Origin of the sequence: Streptomyces sp. NPDC052721 (assembly GCF_040678315.1) — a bacterium.
Classification (GTDB): Bacteria; Actinomycetota; Actinomycetes; order Streptomycetales; family Streptomycetaceae; genus Streptomyces.
In genome coordinates this window covers 1-15,054 of record NZ_JBFATL010000034.1, presented here as the reverse complement: position 1 = coordinate 15,054, position 15,054 = coordinate 1, and the positions used below count along the sequence as shown (strand labels likewise).

General features: G+C 72.6%; 13 protein-coding genes. 7 read left to right on the top strand and 6 right to left on the bottom strand.

The window, feature by feature from the left end; all coding sequences use genetic code 11:
• Positions 1-3: 3 nt before the first annotated feature.
• Together AB0L21_RS27935 and AB0L21_RS27930 are read right to left on the bottom strand one after the other, a co-directional pair.
• Positions 4-1,545: a hypothetical protein gene (locus AB0L21_RS27935; RefSeq protein ID WP_365787141.1), complete on the bottom strand. Its 1,542-nt coding sequence runs from the start codon at positions 1,543-1,545 to the stop codon at positions 4-6.
• 106 nt (positions 1,546-1,651) lie between these two features.
• Positions 1,652-3,163, bottom strand: coding sequence for an IucA/IucC family protein (locus AB0L21_RS27930; RefSeq protein ID WP_365787219.1), 1,512 nt, complete (start codon positions 3,161-3,163; stop codon positions 1,652-1,654).
• A 129-nt stretch (positions 3,164-3,292) separates the two neighbouring features.
• Between AB0L21_RS27930 and AB0L21_RS27925 the strand changes: the two genes are divergently transcribed.
• Complete coding sequence (locus AB0L21_RS27925; protein ID WP_365707156.1) at positions 3,293-4,792, top strand: IucA/IucC family protein; 1,500 nt, start codon at positions 3,293-3,295, stop codon at positions 4,790-4,792.
• 20 nt (positions 4,793-4,812) lie between these two features.
• Positions 4,813-5,727, top strand: coding sequence for a HipA family kinase (locus AB0L21_RS27920; protein WP_365707158.1), 915 nt, complete (start codon positions 4,813-4,815; stop codon positions 5,725-5,727).
• A 52-nt stretch (positions 5,728-5,779) separates the two neighbouring features.
• Here the strand turns inward: AB0L21_RS27920 and aceB are convergent, their stop codons facing one another.
• Both aceB and AB0L21_RS27910 read right to left on the bottom strand, forming a co-directional pair.
• The gene (gene aceB / locus AB0L21_RS27915; RefSeq protein WP_365787139.1) at positions 5,780-7,405 is read right to left on the bottom strand and encodes a malate synthase A; all 1,626 of its coding nucleotides are present in this window, start codon (positions 7,403-7,405) and stop codon (positions 5,780-5,782) included.
• A 184-nt stretch (positions 7,406-7,589) separates the two neighbouring features.
• A complete protein-coding gene (locus tag AB0L21_RS27910; protein ID WP_365787137.1) occupies positions 7,590-8,198 on the bottom strand; it encodes a nucleotidyltransferase family protein in 609 nt (202 codons plus the stop codon).
• 144 nt (positions 8,199-8,342) lie between these two features.
• On the opposite strand from AB0L21_RS27910, the gene AB0L21_RS27905 reads away from it, so the two are divergent.
• Entirely contained in the window at positions 8,343-8,657 is a 315-nt protein-coding gene (locus AB0L21_RS27905; RefSeq protein ID WP_365787135.1) for a DUF5955 family protein, read from the top strand.
• 224 nt (positions 8,658-8,881) lie between these two features.
• Here the strand turns inward: AB0L21_RS27905 and AB0L21_RS27900 are convergent, their stop codons facing one another.
• Positions 8,882-9,307 carry a DUF6234 family protein gene (locus AB0L21_RS27900; RefSeq protein ID WP_365787133.1) on the bottom strand — a complete coding sequence of 142 codons (426 nt, stop codon included), beginning with the start codon at positions 9,305-9,307 and terminating at the stop codon, positions 8,882-8,884.
• A 274-nt stretch (positions 9,308-9,581) separates the two neighbouring features.
• Positions 9,582-10,379 (bottom strand): IclR family transcriptional regulator, encoded by a 798-nt coding sequence (locus AB0L21_RS27895; RefSeq protein ID WP_365706167.1) that lies wholly within the window; start codon positions 10,377-10,379, stop codon positions 9,582-9,584.
• 276 nt (positions 10,380-10,655) lie between these two features.
• On the opposite strand from AB0L21_RS27895, the gene allB reads away from it, so the two are divergent.
• From allB to AB0L21_RS27875, 4 genes are all read left to right on the top strand, one after another.
• Positions 10,656-11,996, top strand: a complete 1,341-nt coding sequence (gene allB / locus AB0L21_RS27890) for an allantoinase AllB (RefSeq protein WP_365787131.1) — start codon at positions 10,656-10,658, stop codon at positions 11,994-11,996.
• Positions 11,997-12,043: 47 nt separating this feature from the next.
• The gene (alc, locus tag AB0L21_RS27885) at positions 12,044-13,174 is read left to right on the top strand and encodes an allantoicase (protein ID WP_365706172.1); all 1,131 of its coding nucleotides are present in this window, start codon (positions 12,044-12,046) and stop codon (positions 13,172-13,174) included.
• 135 nt (positions 13,175-13,309) lie between these two features.
• Entirely contained in the window at positions 13,310-14,122 is an 813-nt protein-coding gene (locus AB0L21_RS27880; RefSeq protein ID WP_365787129.1) for an AIM24 family protein, read from the top strand.
• A 103-nt stretch (positions 14,123-14,225) separates the two neighbouring features.
• Positions 14,226-14,852, top strand: a complete 627-nt coding sequence (locus tag AB0L21_RS27875) for a dihydrofolate reductase family protein (RefSeq protein ID WP_365706176.1) — start codon at positions 14,226-14,228, stop codon at positions 14,850-14,852.
• Positions 14,853-15,054 lie beyond the last annotated feature (202 nt).

Here is a 15,054-nt window from a genome sequence, read left to right as displayed (position 1 = left end):
TCGTCAGTAGTCGGGCAGGTCTTCGTTGTCCTGGGTGGTCGTCGAGGCCGTGCCTGTCGGAACCCGGCCCGTCGTGTCCCGGTACCCGGGCAGGCGCCGCACCAGGTCGTGGAACTGCGACCATTCTCGTTCACTCGCCAGTCGTACGGAGGCGATCTCGCGGGCGAACCTCTGCTCCTGCCGTCCGGCGATGTGGTTGCGCAGCACCAACTGCACCGAGCCGGTCAGCGAGCCGCTCACCGTGAGCGGCAGGACCGTACCGGCGATCTCCCAGATGTCGTTGCCGCTGACGGCGGTGAACACGGCCGCGCCCACCGTGACGACGACCTCGACCACCGGGCGCCAGGGGGACGGCTGGGCCTGCCGGCGCTCCCGCGCGAGCCGGAGGATCTCCGCGTTGAGCCGGACGTAGGAGTCGAAGACCTGCCCGACGCCGTCGTGGAACGTCTCCGGCGCGGCGGTCAGTGCGCCGAACGCCTTGATGTAGGAGTTCCAGGCCGGGGTCTGCCGCAGCCGCCAGATGTCGTGCAGGGTCAGGTCGTTCACCGCCTGGGGCGTCAGGTGGTCCTGTACGACGGCGAAGGTCTGCTGGCGCAGGAACGTCAGCAGTTGCTCCGGGTCCTGGACGACACCGACGGTGGCGGACGTGGCCTCGCGGGCCTCCTGCAGCACCACGCGCCGCAGGCTGCCGACCGGTGTGAGGGGGTAACGCCCCAGGGCGTCGGCCAGGTTGACGTTGTAGATGAGGTCCAGGAGCTGCTTTATCTCCGCCGCGAAGGGCTTGGCGCGGTCGTATCTGCCCTCCGCCACGTTCGTGCCCGGGACGGTCACGAACTCCTCGTACAGGGTGTTGCGCACGACCGGCTGCCTGCGCACGCTGAGGCCGTTGCTGAACGCGACCACCTCACCGAGCCGTTCGCAAAACCGGTCCGTGTCCTCGCGGGCCACGCCGACCTGCGCGGCGAGGATGTCGATGTCCTTGGCCGTGAGTCCCTGGACCTTCTCGGTGAACGGCTGGTAGAGCCGGATCCGGGTGCGGTCCCGGTTCTCCTGGTCGCCGGCGGAGTCGTCCCAGGACATGCGCACACAGCGCACCCGGTCGCCCGCGGACATGCCCGCCAGCGTCTCCTGCCAGGCGGTGAAGCCGTCGCGCCGCAGGTGGAGGTGGGCGGGAGGCTCCTCGGCCGGGTGGCGTTCCCGCAGCAGGAACGGGACGATCGCGCCCGACGCGAGCAGCTTGCGGTGCGCCGCGCGGGCCTCCCCCTCCTCGGCGAGGTCACGGCTGATCGCGTCGTTGTTGTAGAAGTAGGCGCGGTTGATCACGACTTGGCTGGCGTTGATGAGGCTGCGGAAGTACTCGGCCCGCACCTCCCGCACACGTCGGCGGTCGACCTGGTCCAAGGACTCACCGCGCTGGATCATCTCCCGGGTGAGCTGCGCGGGGACCCATTGGTTGTCGAGCGACTGGGCGATCACGGCCCCCGGATCCAGCTGTTCGGGCCGGATCGGCGACATCAGGCTGTCACTGCGGTCGTCGTCAGTCATCTGCTGCTTTCGGAACTCTCGTGTCCTGGCTGGCTCATCAGGGGTACACCGCCGGACGGAGAAGCGTAGGGCAACGGCTGTTTCAGCCAGGGAACATGACGCAAAATCAGCCCCGGGCAGGGGACGGTACCGCGCGGGGATGAGGCAGAGACGTCCAGATGTCCCCGGTGTGGCCGGGTGACAGGCGCATCAGCGTCAACGCCTTCGCCGGAAGCGGGCCTTCGCGCAGAGCCGCCAGGTCCGGGGTGGGCGGGAGGTCGGGTACGGCGGCGGCCAGGGCTGTGCCCAGTGCCCGCCCCGACCCCGCCGTGCCCGCCAGCGCCCCCGCCACCAGGGAGCCGAACAGCTTGCGGCGCAGGGCGGTGGCGTCGTCGGTGATCAGGCGGCCCGTGAGGGCGGGCGGGGTGATGCCGTGCCCGGTCAGGCGGGCGGGGCTGATCCGGATGTCGGCCAGGTCGCGGTAGACCAGGCGCAGCGGGGTGCCGTCGGCCGACAGCACGACCAGGAGGTTCTGGCCGTGGGCCTCCAGGGCCACGCCGAGATCCAGCAGGCGCAGGCCCACCGTGAGCGCCAGCCGGGTGAACGCGGCCAGCCAGGCGGGGGAGCCGGGCAGGGACGTGGTGGCGAGGGCGGCCACCGGGAGGACGCGTTCACCCGGAGCGGCGTACACCTCCGGCGACTCCCGCAGCAGTGCGGCCAGGTCGGGGGAGTGGGCCGTGACCGCCCCCAGCGTGCGGGTGATGCGCAGCAGGCCGTCCGTGCGCGCCGCCAGGTCCTCGGCGAACGCGGACAGCGGCGCCGCGGCCCGCACCGAGGACACGGAGATGTCCCGCACCGACGACGTCAGCCGGGCGCTCAGCGCGGTCTTCACATGCGGGCCGCCGGGCACCGCCAGGGTGCGCAGGGACATCAGCGGGCGGGCGGGGCGCCACAGGTCGTACGACCGCCCCAGCACCCGCGTGGCCTGCCACGGGTGTACCGGCACCAAGAGGCGGTCACCGTCGCGGAGTTCGGCCGGCCAGTCGCCGGACACCAGGCACCCGTCCGCCGGCACCGGCACCGTCCCCAGCTCCACCACCGGCCCGTGCTCGGGGGCGTACGCCAGCTGGTCCGCCACCGAGAAACCCGGACGGGAACGGCAGTTGGGGTGGTAGGGGTGCCCGTCGACCACCCGCTGCTCCCACTCCCAATCCTGCACCGGCCACTTCTTCGGGTGATCGGCACCGGCCCGGGACAGCGCCAGCGAGGCCACGCTGTGCGCCAGCTCCGCGGCGAAGCCGGACGCGTGCGGCACCCCGAGCGCGGTCATCAGCCGCGCCGGATCGCCGTACCGCTCCCGGTCCAGGCGTACGGCGGTGACGTACGCGCTCGTGGCGTACGGATCCGCGTGCGGCCCGTGCAGGGTCCGCCCGTCGGCCAGACGCAGGGCGAGGCCGTCCGCCCCGGACACCCGGCCGGTCAGCCACGGCAGCGGCTCGTGGGCCAGCGCCCGCCACAGCCGGGTCAGCACGGCGGCGCGGGCACCGGGCAGCTCCGCCGCGTACCGGGGCAGCAGTGCGGGCCGGACGGCGGCCAGCTCCTCGGCGATCTCGGCGTCGGCGGTCGGGGGACGGTGCACGGTCGGCTCCTCGGGTACACGGGGCACGCCACGATTGTCCGGGACGGCAGCCATACTGATCGTCACCGGCTCCCGCACGGCGCACCCGGCGCGCCCCGGGGAAGACGGCGGCCCCTGGACGAAGAACGAATGGATCGCGTGGACCTCACACCCCCCGACGGCGCCGTCGGCCGCCGCGCCGACGCGTACGCGACCGCGCCCCTGCTCAACTGCCTGCTGCGGGAGGTCGCCGAACCGCTCCCGGACGCCGGGGACCGCCGTGTCCACCGGCTGCCGGACGGCCGGCTGCTGCGGGTGCGCCCGGGGCGGCGCCCCGCCGACCCCGAGCTGTACACGGCCGGGGCCTGGCGCCGCATCGGCCACTCGGAGCTGGTCAAACTGGTCGCCGAGGAGCTGCGCCGGCACACCGGGCTGCCCGGCGGCGACCTGCCCGCCGAGATGATCGACAGCCGGGACGCGATCGCCGCCCTGCTCACCGCCCGCGCCCGGGCCACGGCGCCCGAGGACCCGTACCTGCGCTCCGAGCAGTCCCTGCTCACCGGCCACCCCCACCACCCGGCTCCCAAGGCGCGCGGCGGCGGCCCGGTCGCGTCCTGGCTGCCGTACGCCCCCGAGGCGCACGCCCGGTTCCCGCTGGTGCTGCTCGGCGTCCGCGAGGACCAGGTGGCCGAGGAGGGCGACACCCGGGCCCTGGACGCCCTCGGCGCCGCCCCGCCCGGCTACCGGCTGCTGCCCGCCCACCCCTGGCAGCTCGACCTCGTCGCCCGCGACCTCGCGCCCGCCTTCTCCGACGGGCGGCTGCTGCGGCTGGGCACGACCCCGTTCGACACCTGGCCCACGGCCGCCGTCCGCACGGTGTACGAACCCCGCCGCGACCTGTTCCTGAAGTTCAGCCTGGACGTCCGCATCACCAACGACATCCGCCGGCTGTGGCGCCACGACCTGGGCAGACTGCGCCGCACCGACACCGCCGCCCGGCACGCGTTCGCGGCGATGGGCCCGCCCGCGGCCTGGCTCAGCGACCGCGGCTACCGCACCGCCGCGTTCGCCTTCGAGGAACTGGCCGTCCTGGTCCGCGACGGGCTGGGCGGGCATCTGCTGCCGGGCGCCACCCCTCTGCTCGCGGCGGGTCTCGCCGAGGGCTTCGAGGGCAGCCCGCTCGCCGCCGCCACCGACCCGGCCGCCTGGTGGGAGGCGTACCTGCGGCAGGTCGTGCCGCCCGCCCTGACCGCGTTCGACGACCACGGGGTGGTCCTGGAGGCCCACCTGCAGAACACGCTGGTCGCCGTGGACGCGGCCGGCACACCCGTGCAGGCCCTGTTCCGGGACGCGGAGGGCGCCAAGCTGCTGCCGGACGTGACCCGGGCCGCCGGCTGGGAGCGGCTGGTGTACTGCCTGGTCGTCAACCACCTCATCGAGATCGCCGGCGCCCTCACCGAGCACCACCCCGGCCTCGACCCCTGGCCCGCCGCCCGCCGCGAACTCGCCCGGCACGACCTCCCCGAGATCCCCGCCCTGCTCACCGCCCCCGCCCTGCCCGGCAAGACGAACCTGCTCCTGCGCTGGACAGCCGCGGACGGCGCGGACGCCCGCTACCTGCCGCTACCGAACCCGCTGGCCAACGCCTGACCTGCCGTAGTCTGGCCGGTGTGCTGCGCGACGTGACTGCCGTTCGATACGTGACCCCGCTCCGCTCCGGCGGCTCCGTGCCCGGAGTCGTGGAGGCCGACGACCTGGGCACCTACGTGGTGAAGTTCACCGGGTCCGCGCAGGGCCACAAGGCGCTGGTCGCCGAGATCATCGTCGGTGAACTCGCCCGCGCGCTCGGCCTGCGCTTCCCCGAGCTGGTCCTCGTGCACTTCGACCCGGCCATCGCCGCCGGGGAGGAACATCAGGAGGTGCGCGAGCTGCACAGCGCCAGCGCGGGCGTCAACCTCGGCATGGACTATCTGCCCGGCGCCCGGGACTTCACCCCGGAGATCGCCCGGGCGTTCCCGGTGGACCCGCTGGAGGCCGGCCGGATCGTCTGGCTGGACGCGCTGACCGTGAACGTCGACCGTACGGTCCACAGCTCCAACCTGATGGTCTGGCCCACCCTCGGCACCGCGCCCGCGCGCCTGTGGCTGATCGACCACGGAGCCGCCCTCGTCTTCCACCACCGCTGGGACACCACGGCCCCGGGGCGGCGGTACGACTTCCGGCACCACGCCCTCGGCCACTACGGCCCCGACGTGCGCGCCGCCGACGCCGAACTGGCGCCCCGGGTGACGGAGGAGCTGCTGCGCGGGATCGTCGCCGAGGTGCCCGACGCCTGGCTCGCCGAGGACGCCGGGTTCGCCACGCCCGACGACGTCCGGGACGCCTATGTCGGCTACCTGCTGGACCGGGTCCGGCTCTCCCCGCAGTGGCTGCCCACCGACTTCCCGAGCCGCGAGGAGCTGGCGGCCGAGGAGGCCGCCCGCGCGGCGAGGACACAGGCGGGCCGCCCGGACTGGCTGAAGCGGGTCCCCGACCTGCACGGCAAGCCGGCGGCGGAACAGGACTGGTCGGTGCACCTGGGCTGACCCGCCGAGCGGCCCCGGGAGCGTCCCCGGGGCCGCTCGGCGGGTCAGGGCCTCAGTCGCGCAGCTGCTGGTACGCCGGCAGGGTGAGGAAGTCGGCGTAGTCCTCGTCCAGGGCCACCCGCAGCAGCAGGTCGTGCGCCTCCTGCCAGTGCCCCGCGGCGAAGGCCTCCTCGCCGATCTCCTCGCGGATGGCGTCCAGTTCCTCGGCGGCGACCTTGCGGGCCAGCTCCGGCGTGGCCCGGTCGCCGTTCTCGAACTCGACGCCGGCGTTGATCCACTGCCAGATCTGCGAGCGGGAGATCTCGGCGGTGGCCGCGTCCTCCATCAGGTTGAAGATGGCGACCGCGCCGAGCCCGCGCAGCCAGGCCTCGATGTACCGGATGCCGACCTGGACGGCGTTGACGAGACCCGCGTACGTCGGCTTGGCGTCCAGGGAGCCGATGGCGATCAGGTCGGCGGCCTCCACGTGGACGTCCTCGCGGAGGCGGTCCTTCTGGTTCGGCTTGTCGCCGAGGACCCTGTCGAAGGACTCCATGGCGATCGGGACCAGGTCGGGGTGGGCGACCCAGGAGCCGTCGAAGCCGTCGTTCGCCTCGCGGTCCTTGTCGGCGCGCACCTTCTCGAAGGCGACCTTGTTGACCTCGGGGTCCTTGCGGGAGGGGATGAAGGCGGCCATGCCGCCGATGGCGTGCGCACCGCGCCTGTGGCAGGTGCGGACGAGGAGTTCGGTGTACGCCCGCATGAACGGGGCGGTCATGGTGACCGCGTTGCGGTCCGGGAGGACGAACTCCGGCCCGCCGTCACGGAAGTTCTTCACGATGGAGAACAGGTAGTCCCAGCGGCCGGCGTTCAGCCCGGAGGCGTGGTCGCGCAGTTCGTAGAGGATCTCCTCCATCTCGTACGCGGCCGTGATGGTCTCGATCAGGACGGTGGCGCGGATGGTGCCCTGCGGGATGCCGACGTAGTCCTGCGCGAAGACGAACACGTCGTTCCACAGGCGGGCTTCGAGGTGCGACTCGGTCTTCGGCAGGTAGAAGTACGGGCCCTTGCCGAGGTCGAGCAGCCGCTGCGCGTTGTGGAAGAAGTACAGGCCGAAGTCGACGAAGGCGCCGGGGACGGCACGGCCGCCGGTGTCGGCCAGGTGCCGCTCGTCCAGGTGCCAGCCGCGCGGGCGCATGACGACGGTCGCCAGCTCCTCGTCCGGCCGCAGGGCGTACGACTTGCCGGTGCGCTCGTCGGTGAAGTCGATGTTCCGCGTGTAGGCGTCGATCAGGTTGAGCTGGCCGAGGACCACGTTCTCCCAGGTGGGCGCGGAGGCGTCCTCGAAGTCGGCGAGCCACACCTTCGCGCCAGAGTTGAGCGCGTTGATGGTCATCTTGCGGTCGGTGGGCCCGGTGATCTCGACGCGCCGGTCGTTCAGCGCGGCCGGGGCCGGAGCCACCTTCCAGGAGTCGTCCGCGCGGATCGCGGCCGTCTCCGGCAGGAAGTCGAGTGTGGCGGTGCGGGCGATCTCGGCGCGGCGCTCGGCCCGGCGGGCCAGGAGTTCGTCACGGCGCGGGGTGAACCGCCGGTGCAGCTCCGCCACGAAGGCGAGCGCCGCGTCCGTGAGGACCTCCTCCTGCCGGGGCAGGGGCTCGGCGTCGACGATGGCCAGCGGGGACGGCGCTGGTGCGGACATGAGCTGTCACTTCCTTCAGCGGTGGCACCTGGTGCCAAGTGGCACGAAACGGGACAGTGAGCGCCGACTGTGCGGACAGGCGCTTCTGATCAGTGGATACTAGTTTCCTCATCGTGGAAGTTCAATGGTTTGTTGATGTCGAGACTCTTCGAGACGAGGCAAGGTGGCGCCCGGTGCCACCGGTTCACTGAAGGTGGCTCAGGTCGGCCTCCGTGTCGATGTCGTACGGCTCGGCGACGTCCGCGCACTCCACGAGCCGGATCTCCCCCTCGTGCGCCGTCAGGTAGGCCCGCGCCCCGCGGTCGCCGGTGGCCGTCTCCGCGATGCCCGCCCAGTGCGCGGCACCGAACAGCACCGGATGCCCGCGTACCCCCGCGTAGGCGGCCGAGACCAGCGAGGTCTCGTCCTTGTAGGCGCCGAGCACCCGGGCCGTCGCGGCCGGCCCGATGCCGGGCTGGTCGACCAGGCTCACCAGGGCGGCGCGGACACCCGTACCGGCGAGGGAGGCCAGCCCCGCGCGCAGGGAGGAGCCCATGCCCGCCGCCCAGTCCGGGTTGTCCACCAGCACACAGCCGTCGAGCCGGGCGCGCTCGCGCACCTCGTCCGCCGCGGCGCCCAGCACCACGTGGATCCGCTCGCATCCGGCCGCGCGCAGCACCCCGACCGCGTGCTCGACCAGGGGCCGGCCCCGGTGCGGCAGCAGTGCCTTGGGGCGTCCGCCGAGCCGTCTGCCGCCGCCGGCGGCGAGCAGCAGCCCCGCGACATCCACCTGAAGATCCTGGTTGTCCGTCATGGGTCCTGCATACCCGACGGCCGTGGAATCGGCCGGTTTTCCGGTGCCGATTCCCTTGGGCTGAATTTCGGTCCGCGCTGTGGCGCTCCCGCACGGGGTGGCGTTTACTGGCCCGCGCACGACCGCGTGTCTGGGGGGAGGGCTGTGTTGCGGAGCTTGGGGCAGAGGCCAGTGACCGGCAGCGACGAGGACCCGAGGGTGGCGGGACTGCGGACCGCGGTGTCCCGGCTGCGCCGCGAACTCGCCGCGATACCGGCGGACTTCCCCGACCGGGCGATAGCGGAGGACGAACTCGCGGCGCTGGCCGCGATGGCCGCCGGCGGCCTGCCGGAGATCCCGCGCCTGCGCAGCTCCCTGTTGCTGATCGCCGGCGCGATCGGCTCGATGAGCGCGCTGGCCCCCGGGCTGTCCCAGGTCCGCGACGCCGTCGACCTGTTCGGCGAACCGCCCCGCGACTAGGCCCTGTCGTTCGGATCGGGCCGGCTGCGAGGTGCGGTGCCTTCGAGCCGAGCCGGGCGGGGCCCGGTGCGTGCAGCTGCGCGGCGGAGGAGGGCGCCAACGCGAGGGGTCCCGCGTGAGCGCAGCCGGGCGTGGGGGAGCCGGCAACCGACGACAACGCGGCAGATGCGCGTGCCAGGGCCCGCGACGCCGGGATGATCACAACGACAGGGCCTGGCCGTCCGCTACGGCTGCTCGTCGCCCCGGCAGCCCGATGCCGACGGCAGGTCACGGCAGACCTGGTCCTGGTGGGACTGCGCGGCGGCTCCGCCGAAGACGATGAGGCACACCAGGGCGGCCGTCACAGCTTGGGTGACCGCCGTCACGACGGCACCGGACCGCGCGGCGATCAGGCCCGCCGCGAGGGCGAGGACGCCGACTCCGCCGGCGGCGGCCAGGTAGTTCCACAACGGATCGGTGGTGACGGTCTCGGCCGTATAGAGGGTCCAGCCGGACAACGCCCAGAGCCCGAAGATCACGACGAGAGCGACCAGCTCCAGGAACACCAGCCCGCACCCGGCTCCGACATCCGCACCCCGGTCGGCACGGCGGCGGTGAGGTGCGGGACCGGTGGTGGCGTCGAAGGCAGGCGGGGCGACGGGGAGGTCCATACCCGCCACCTTGTCCGCGGGGGCTGGAGGGGCGCATGAGTACGGGTACTCAGCCGGGTGCGAGCCGGGGTGCGGGAGCGATCCCCGGTGCCCCGGTCGCCGGCGGCAGGTGGTCATGGCTGGGCGCCCCGGGGGACGCACGTGGCCGTCGCCCTCGAAGCGGACGCCCCGAGCGTTGCAGGGATCAGCTCCCGACGTCGTCCTGGTCAGCCCCCGGCCGTCCGGCTCACCGTGGCGACGCCCGGCGTACCGGCCGGGCCGGCGCCGTACCCCGTCAGCCCTGGTTCTGGCTGGCCAGCGCCGTCGACAGTTCGCCGGCGATCTGCTGGAGCACCGGCACGATCTTCTCCGTGGCCGCCTCCGTGACCCGTCCCGCCGGTCCGGAGATGGAGATGGCGGCCGCCGTGGGGGAGTCCGGCACGGACACCGCGAGGCACCGCACCCCGACCTCCTGCTCGTTGTCGTCCACGGCGTAGCCCAGCTGCCGCACCTCCTCCAGCGCCGCCAGGAATCCCTCCGGCGTGGTGATGGTCTTCTCCGTGGCGGCCGGCATGCCCGTCCGGGCCAGCAGCGCCCGCACCTCGTCGTCCGGCACCCCGGCCAGCAGCGCCTTGCCCACGCCGGTCGAGTGCGGCAGCACCCGCCGGCCGACCTCGGTGAACATCCGCATCGAGTGCTTCGACGGCACCTGGGCCACGTACACGATCTCGTCCCCGTCGAGCAGCGCCATGTTCGCCGTCTCGCCGGTCTCCTCCACCAGCCGGGCCAGATACGGCCGCGCCCAGGTGCCGAGCAGCCGGGAGGCGGACTCGCCGAGGCGGATCAGCCGGGGTCCGAGGGCGTAGCGCCGGTTGGCCTGCTGGCGGACGTAGCCGCAGGCGACCAGCGTGCGCATCAGCCGGTGGATGGTCGGCAGCGGCAGTCCGCTCGCCGCGGACAGCTCGCTCAGACCCACCTCGCCGCCCGCGTCCGCCATCCGCTCGAGCAGGTCGAAGGCGCGCTCCAGGGACTGCACCCCGCCGGCGGCGGAGGGCTTGGCGGAGTCGGTGGTGCTGGCGCTGGACGTCGGCACGGCGCGTTCCTTTCGGGACTGGCGGGGGGAGCAGAAGCCTACCCGGCAGTCGGTTGACTCCCTGCTTGTCCATAGCTACGTTCTGCTTGCTGGAATTCTAATTCCGCTTTGTGGAAACGTCCAGAGCGGGTACCGCTTCGATGCTGCCCGGAAGTGTGCCTCTTGACGGCGGAGAACCGGGAGTGAAGACTCCTTCAACAGAACGTTGAAGTCCGTTGCGTGGGTGTAAATCCCGTTTCCTGGACGTAAAACGGCGGGGTAGAGAGAGGGGTTCGGGTGTCCGACGCTGAACTGGTGCTGCGCTCCACGCGCGTGATCACTCCGGAAGGGACACGGGCCGCCACCGTCACCGTGTCCGCCGGGACGATCACGGCCGTCCTGCCCTACGACGCCGAGGTCCCGGCCACCGCCCGGCTGGAGGACGTCGGGGACCACGTGCTGCTGCCCGGCCTGGTCGACACCCACGTGCACGTCAACGACCCGGGCCGCACCGAGTGGGAGGGCTTCTGGACCGCCACCCGCGCGGCGGCGGCCGGCGGCATCACCACCCTGATCGACATGCCGCTCAACTCCCTCCCACCGACCACCACGGTCGAACACCTGCGGATCAAGCAGGACGTGGCCCGGGACAAGGCACACATCGACGTCGGCTTCTGGGGCGGCGCCCTGCCCGACAACGTCAAGGACCTGCGCCCGCTGCACGACGCCGGCGTCTTCGGCTTCAAGGCCTTCCTGTCCCCGTCCGGCGTGGACGAGTTCCCGCACCTCGACCAGGGGCAGCTCGCCCGGTCCCTGGCCGAGATCGCCGGGTTCGACGGGCTGCTCATCGTGCACGCCGAGGACCCGCACCACCTGGCCGCGGCCCCGCAGCAAGGCGGCCCGAAGTACGCCGACTTCCTCGCCTCCCGCCCGCGCGACGCCGAGGACACCGCCATCGCGAACCTCATCGCGCAGGCCACACGCCTGAACGCGCGCGTGCACGTACTGCACCTGTCCTCCAGCGACGCCCTGCCGCTGATCCGCACCGCCCGCGCCGAGGGCGTCCGCATCACCGTGGAGACCTGCCCGCACTACCTCACCCTGACCGCCGAGGAAGTCCCGGACGGCGCCAGCGAGTTCAAGTGCTGCCCGCCCATCCGCGAGGCCGCCAACCAGGACCTGCTCTGGGAGGCGCTCGCCGACGGCACCATCGACTGCGTGGTCACCGACCACTCGCCGTCCACCGCCGACCTGAAGACGGACGACTTCGCCACCGCGTGGGGCGGCATCTCCGGCCTCCAGCTCAGCCTGTCCGCCGTCTGGACCGAGGCCCGCAGGCGCGGCCACGGTCTGGAGGACGTCGTCCGCTGGATGTCCACGCGGACCGCCGGCCTCGCCGGCCTCGGCGCCTCCAAGGGCGCCATCGCCCCGGGCCACGACGCGGACTTCGCCGTCCTCGCCCCCGACGAGACCTTCACCGTCGACCCGGCCGGCCTCCAGCACCGCAACCGGGTCACCGCCTACGCCGGCAGGACCCTGTACGGCGTCGTCAAGTCCACCTGGCTGCGCGGCGAACGCATCGTCGCCGACGGCGAGTTCACCGCGCCGAAGGGCACGCTGCTCGCCCGCCCCCAGTGAGCCACCCCCCGCACCCGGCCGACTCCAGAAAGGACCCCCTGATCACCGTGACGGCGCAGCAACATTCGAGTTGGGCCAGCTTCACCGGCGACGCGAACCCCTACGGAGGCGGCGACCCCTACGCGGACTACCGCACCGCCGACTTCCCCTTCACCCAGTACGCCAACCTCGCCGACCGGCGGCTCGGCGCCGGCGTCATCGCCGCCAACGACGAGTTCTTCGCCGAGCGGGAGAACCTGCTGGTGCCCGAGCGGGCCGAGTTCGACCCCGAGCGCTTCGGGCACAAGGGCAAGATCATGGACGGCTGGGAGACCCGCCGCCGGCGCGGTGCCTCTGCCGAGCACCCGTGGCCGACCGCCGAGGACCACGACTGGGCGCTGGTCCGCCTCGGCGCGCCCGGGGTGATCCGCGGGATCGTCGTCGACACCGCCCACTTCCGCGGCAACTACCCGCAGGCCGTCTCGGTCGAGGCCACGTCCGTACCCGGCTCGCCCTCCCCGGAGGAGCTGCTGGGCGACGACGTCAAGTGGACGACGATCGTCCCGCGCACCGCCGTCGGCGGCCACGCGGCGAACGGCTTCGAGGTCACCGTAGAGCAGCGCTTCACCCACCTGCGGGTCAACCAGCACCCCGACGGCGGCATCGCCCGCCTGCGCGTCTACGGCGAGGTCGTCCCGGACCCCGAGTGGCTGGCGGTCCTCGGCACCTTCGACGTGGTCGCCCTGGAGAACGGCGGCCGGGTCGAGGACGCCTCCGACCTCTTCTACTCCCCGGCCACCCACACCATCCAGCCGGGCCGCTCCCGCAAGATGGACGACGGCTGGGAGACCCGCCGCCGCCGCGACCAGGGCAACGACTGGATCCGCTACCAGTTGGCCGCCCAGTCCCGGATCCGCGCTATCGAGATCGACACGGCCTACCTGAAGGGCAACAGCGCCGGCTGGGCCTCGGTGTCCGTGAAGGACGGGGAGGACGGCGAGTGGCGGGAGATCCTGCCCCGCACCCGCCTCCAGCCCGACACCGACCACCGCTTCGTCCTGCCCGAGCCGGCGGTCGGCACCCACGCGCGGATCGACATCTTCCCCGACGGCGGCATCTCCCGCCTGCGCCTGTTCGGCTCCCTGACCGAGCAGGGCGCGAGCGGCCTCGCCGCCCGCCACCAGGAACTGGGCGGCTGATCCCCGCGCCGATGCCCGTCCACGCGCGCGTGGGGCGCCCCGGCCGGACCGCACCGGGGCGTCCCGCGCGGCACCCGCGCGGACCCTGTTCCGGGCCGTCGGAACTCTTCCCTCCTCCTTTCGCGTTCTCCCCTCGTGACCCTTAAGCAAGAGATCGTCGGCAACGCCATGCAGATGGCGGTCGTCAACCTGCACCCCGGCCAGACCGTGTACTGCGAGGCCGGGAAGTTCCTGTTCAAAACCACGAACGTGACCATGGAGACGCGGCTGTCCGGCCCGTCCGGCAGCGGCGGGCAGCAGCAGGGCGGCTCGGGCGGCATGGGCGGTCTGCTCCGCCAGGCCATGGGCACCGCCATGCAGGTCGGCCAGCGCATGCTCGCCGGTGAGTCGCTGGCCTTCCAGTACTTCACCGCCCAGGGCGGCGAGGGCACGGTCGGCTTCGCGGGCGTGCTCCCCGGCGAGATGCGCGCCCTGGAGCTGGACGGCACGCGCGCGTGGTTCGCGGAGAAGGACGCCTTCGTGGCCGCCGAGTCCACCGTCGACTTCGGCATCGCCTTCGCCGGCGGGCGCACCGGCATGAGCGGCGGCGAGGGCTTCATCCTGGAGAAGTTCACCGGGCACGGCACGGTGATCATCGCCGGCGCGGGCAACTTCATCGACCTGAACCCGGCGGACTTCGGCGGCCGCATCGAGGTCGACACCGGCTGCGTGGTCGCCTTCGAGGAGGGCATCCAGTACGGCGTCCAGCGCGTCGGCGGCCTCAACCGCCAGGGTCTGATGAACGCCGTGTTCGGCGGCGAGGGCCTGTCCCTGGCCACGCTGGAGGGAAACGGCCGGGTGATCCTCCAGTCCCTCACCATCGAGAGCCTCGCCAACGCCCTGAAGAAGGCCCAGGGCGGCGACAAGCAGGGCCCGACCGGCGGACTGTTCTCCACGCACGCCGGCTGAGCCGGGTTCTCCCGGGGACACGCGGGCGGACCGATGAGTTGCGGGCGGGCGCGGGGTCTGACCTGATGACCGCAGACCCCGCACCCGGAAGAAGGCACCCGCCATGGGCAAGCTCGTCTCCACGATCTTCGTCACCCTCGACGGCGTCCACCAGGCGCCCGGCGGCCCCCAGGAGGACACCTCAGGCGGCTTCGACCAGGGCGGCTGGAGCTTCCCGCTCGCCGACGACGACTTCGGCGGGTTCGTCACCGAGGTCTTCGCCCGTGCGGGCGGCTTCCTGCTCGGCCGCCGTACGTACGACATCTTCGCCTCCTACTGGCCGAAGGTGACCGACCCCGCCCACCCGATCGCCGGCAAGCTCAACGCCCTCCCGAAGTACGTCGTCTCCGCCACCCTCCAGGCACCCGGGTGGGCCGGCACCACCGTCGTCTCCGGTGACCTCGCCAAGGAGGTCACGGCCCTGAAGGAGCGCACGGACGGCGAACTCCAGATCCACGGCAGCGGCGCCCTGGTCCGTTCGCTGCTGGACCTGCGGCTCGTCGACACCCTGCACCTGCTCACGTTCCCGGTCGTCCTCGGCGCCGGCCGCCGCCTGTTCACGGAGGGCACGCTCCCCACCCGCTTCACCCACCGCTCCGGCCACGTCACCGGCTCGGGCATCTCCCTCCAGACGTACGACCTGGCGGGCAGCCCCGAGTACGGCTCGTACGACCTGCCCGAAGAGGCCTAGGTGTGCTGTCCCGGGACGTTGGTGACACGCGTGCTGGGTGCGTGAACAGGTGAGGGCCTTCTGGGTTCGGTGCCCTCCGGGCGGACGACGGGAGTTTGACGACAGGACCTAGGTGTGCTGTCCCGGGACGTTGGTGACACGCGTGCTGGGTGCTTGAACAGGTGAGGGCCTTCTGGGTTCGGTGTGGATTGCGAAATCTGCA

What these genes read in the sequence shown, in the direction of transcription:
- AB0L21_RS27935 (WP_365787141.1), bottom strand. Translation starts at nt 1,545, where the DNA reads ATGACTGACGACGACCGCAGTGACAGCCTGATGTCGCCGATCCGGCCC.
- AB0L21_RS27925 (WP_365707156.1), top strand. Translation starts at nt 3,293, where the DNA reads ATGGATCGCGTGGACCTCACACCCCCCGACGGCGCCGTCGGCCGCCGC.
- aceB (WP_365787139.1), bottom strand. Translation starts at nt 7,405, where the DNA reads ATGTCCGCACCAGCGCCGTCCCCGCTGGCCATCGTCGACGCCGAGCCC.
- AB0L21_RS27910 (WP_365787137.1), bottom strand. Translation starts at nt 8,198, where the DNA reads ATGACGGACAACCAGGATCTTCAGGTGGATGTCGCGGGGCTGCTGCTC.
- AB0L21_RS27900 (WP_365787133.1), bottom strand. Translation starts at nt 9,307, where the DNA reads ATGGACCTCCCCGTCGCCCCGCCTGCCTTCGACGCCACCACCGGTCCC.
- AB0L21_RS27875 (WP_365706176.1), top strand. Translation starts at nt 14,226, where the DNA reads ATGGGCAAGCTCGTCTCCACGATCTTCGTCACCCTCGACGGCGTCCAC.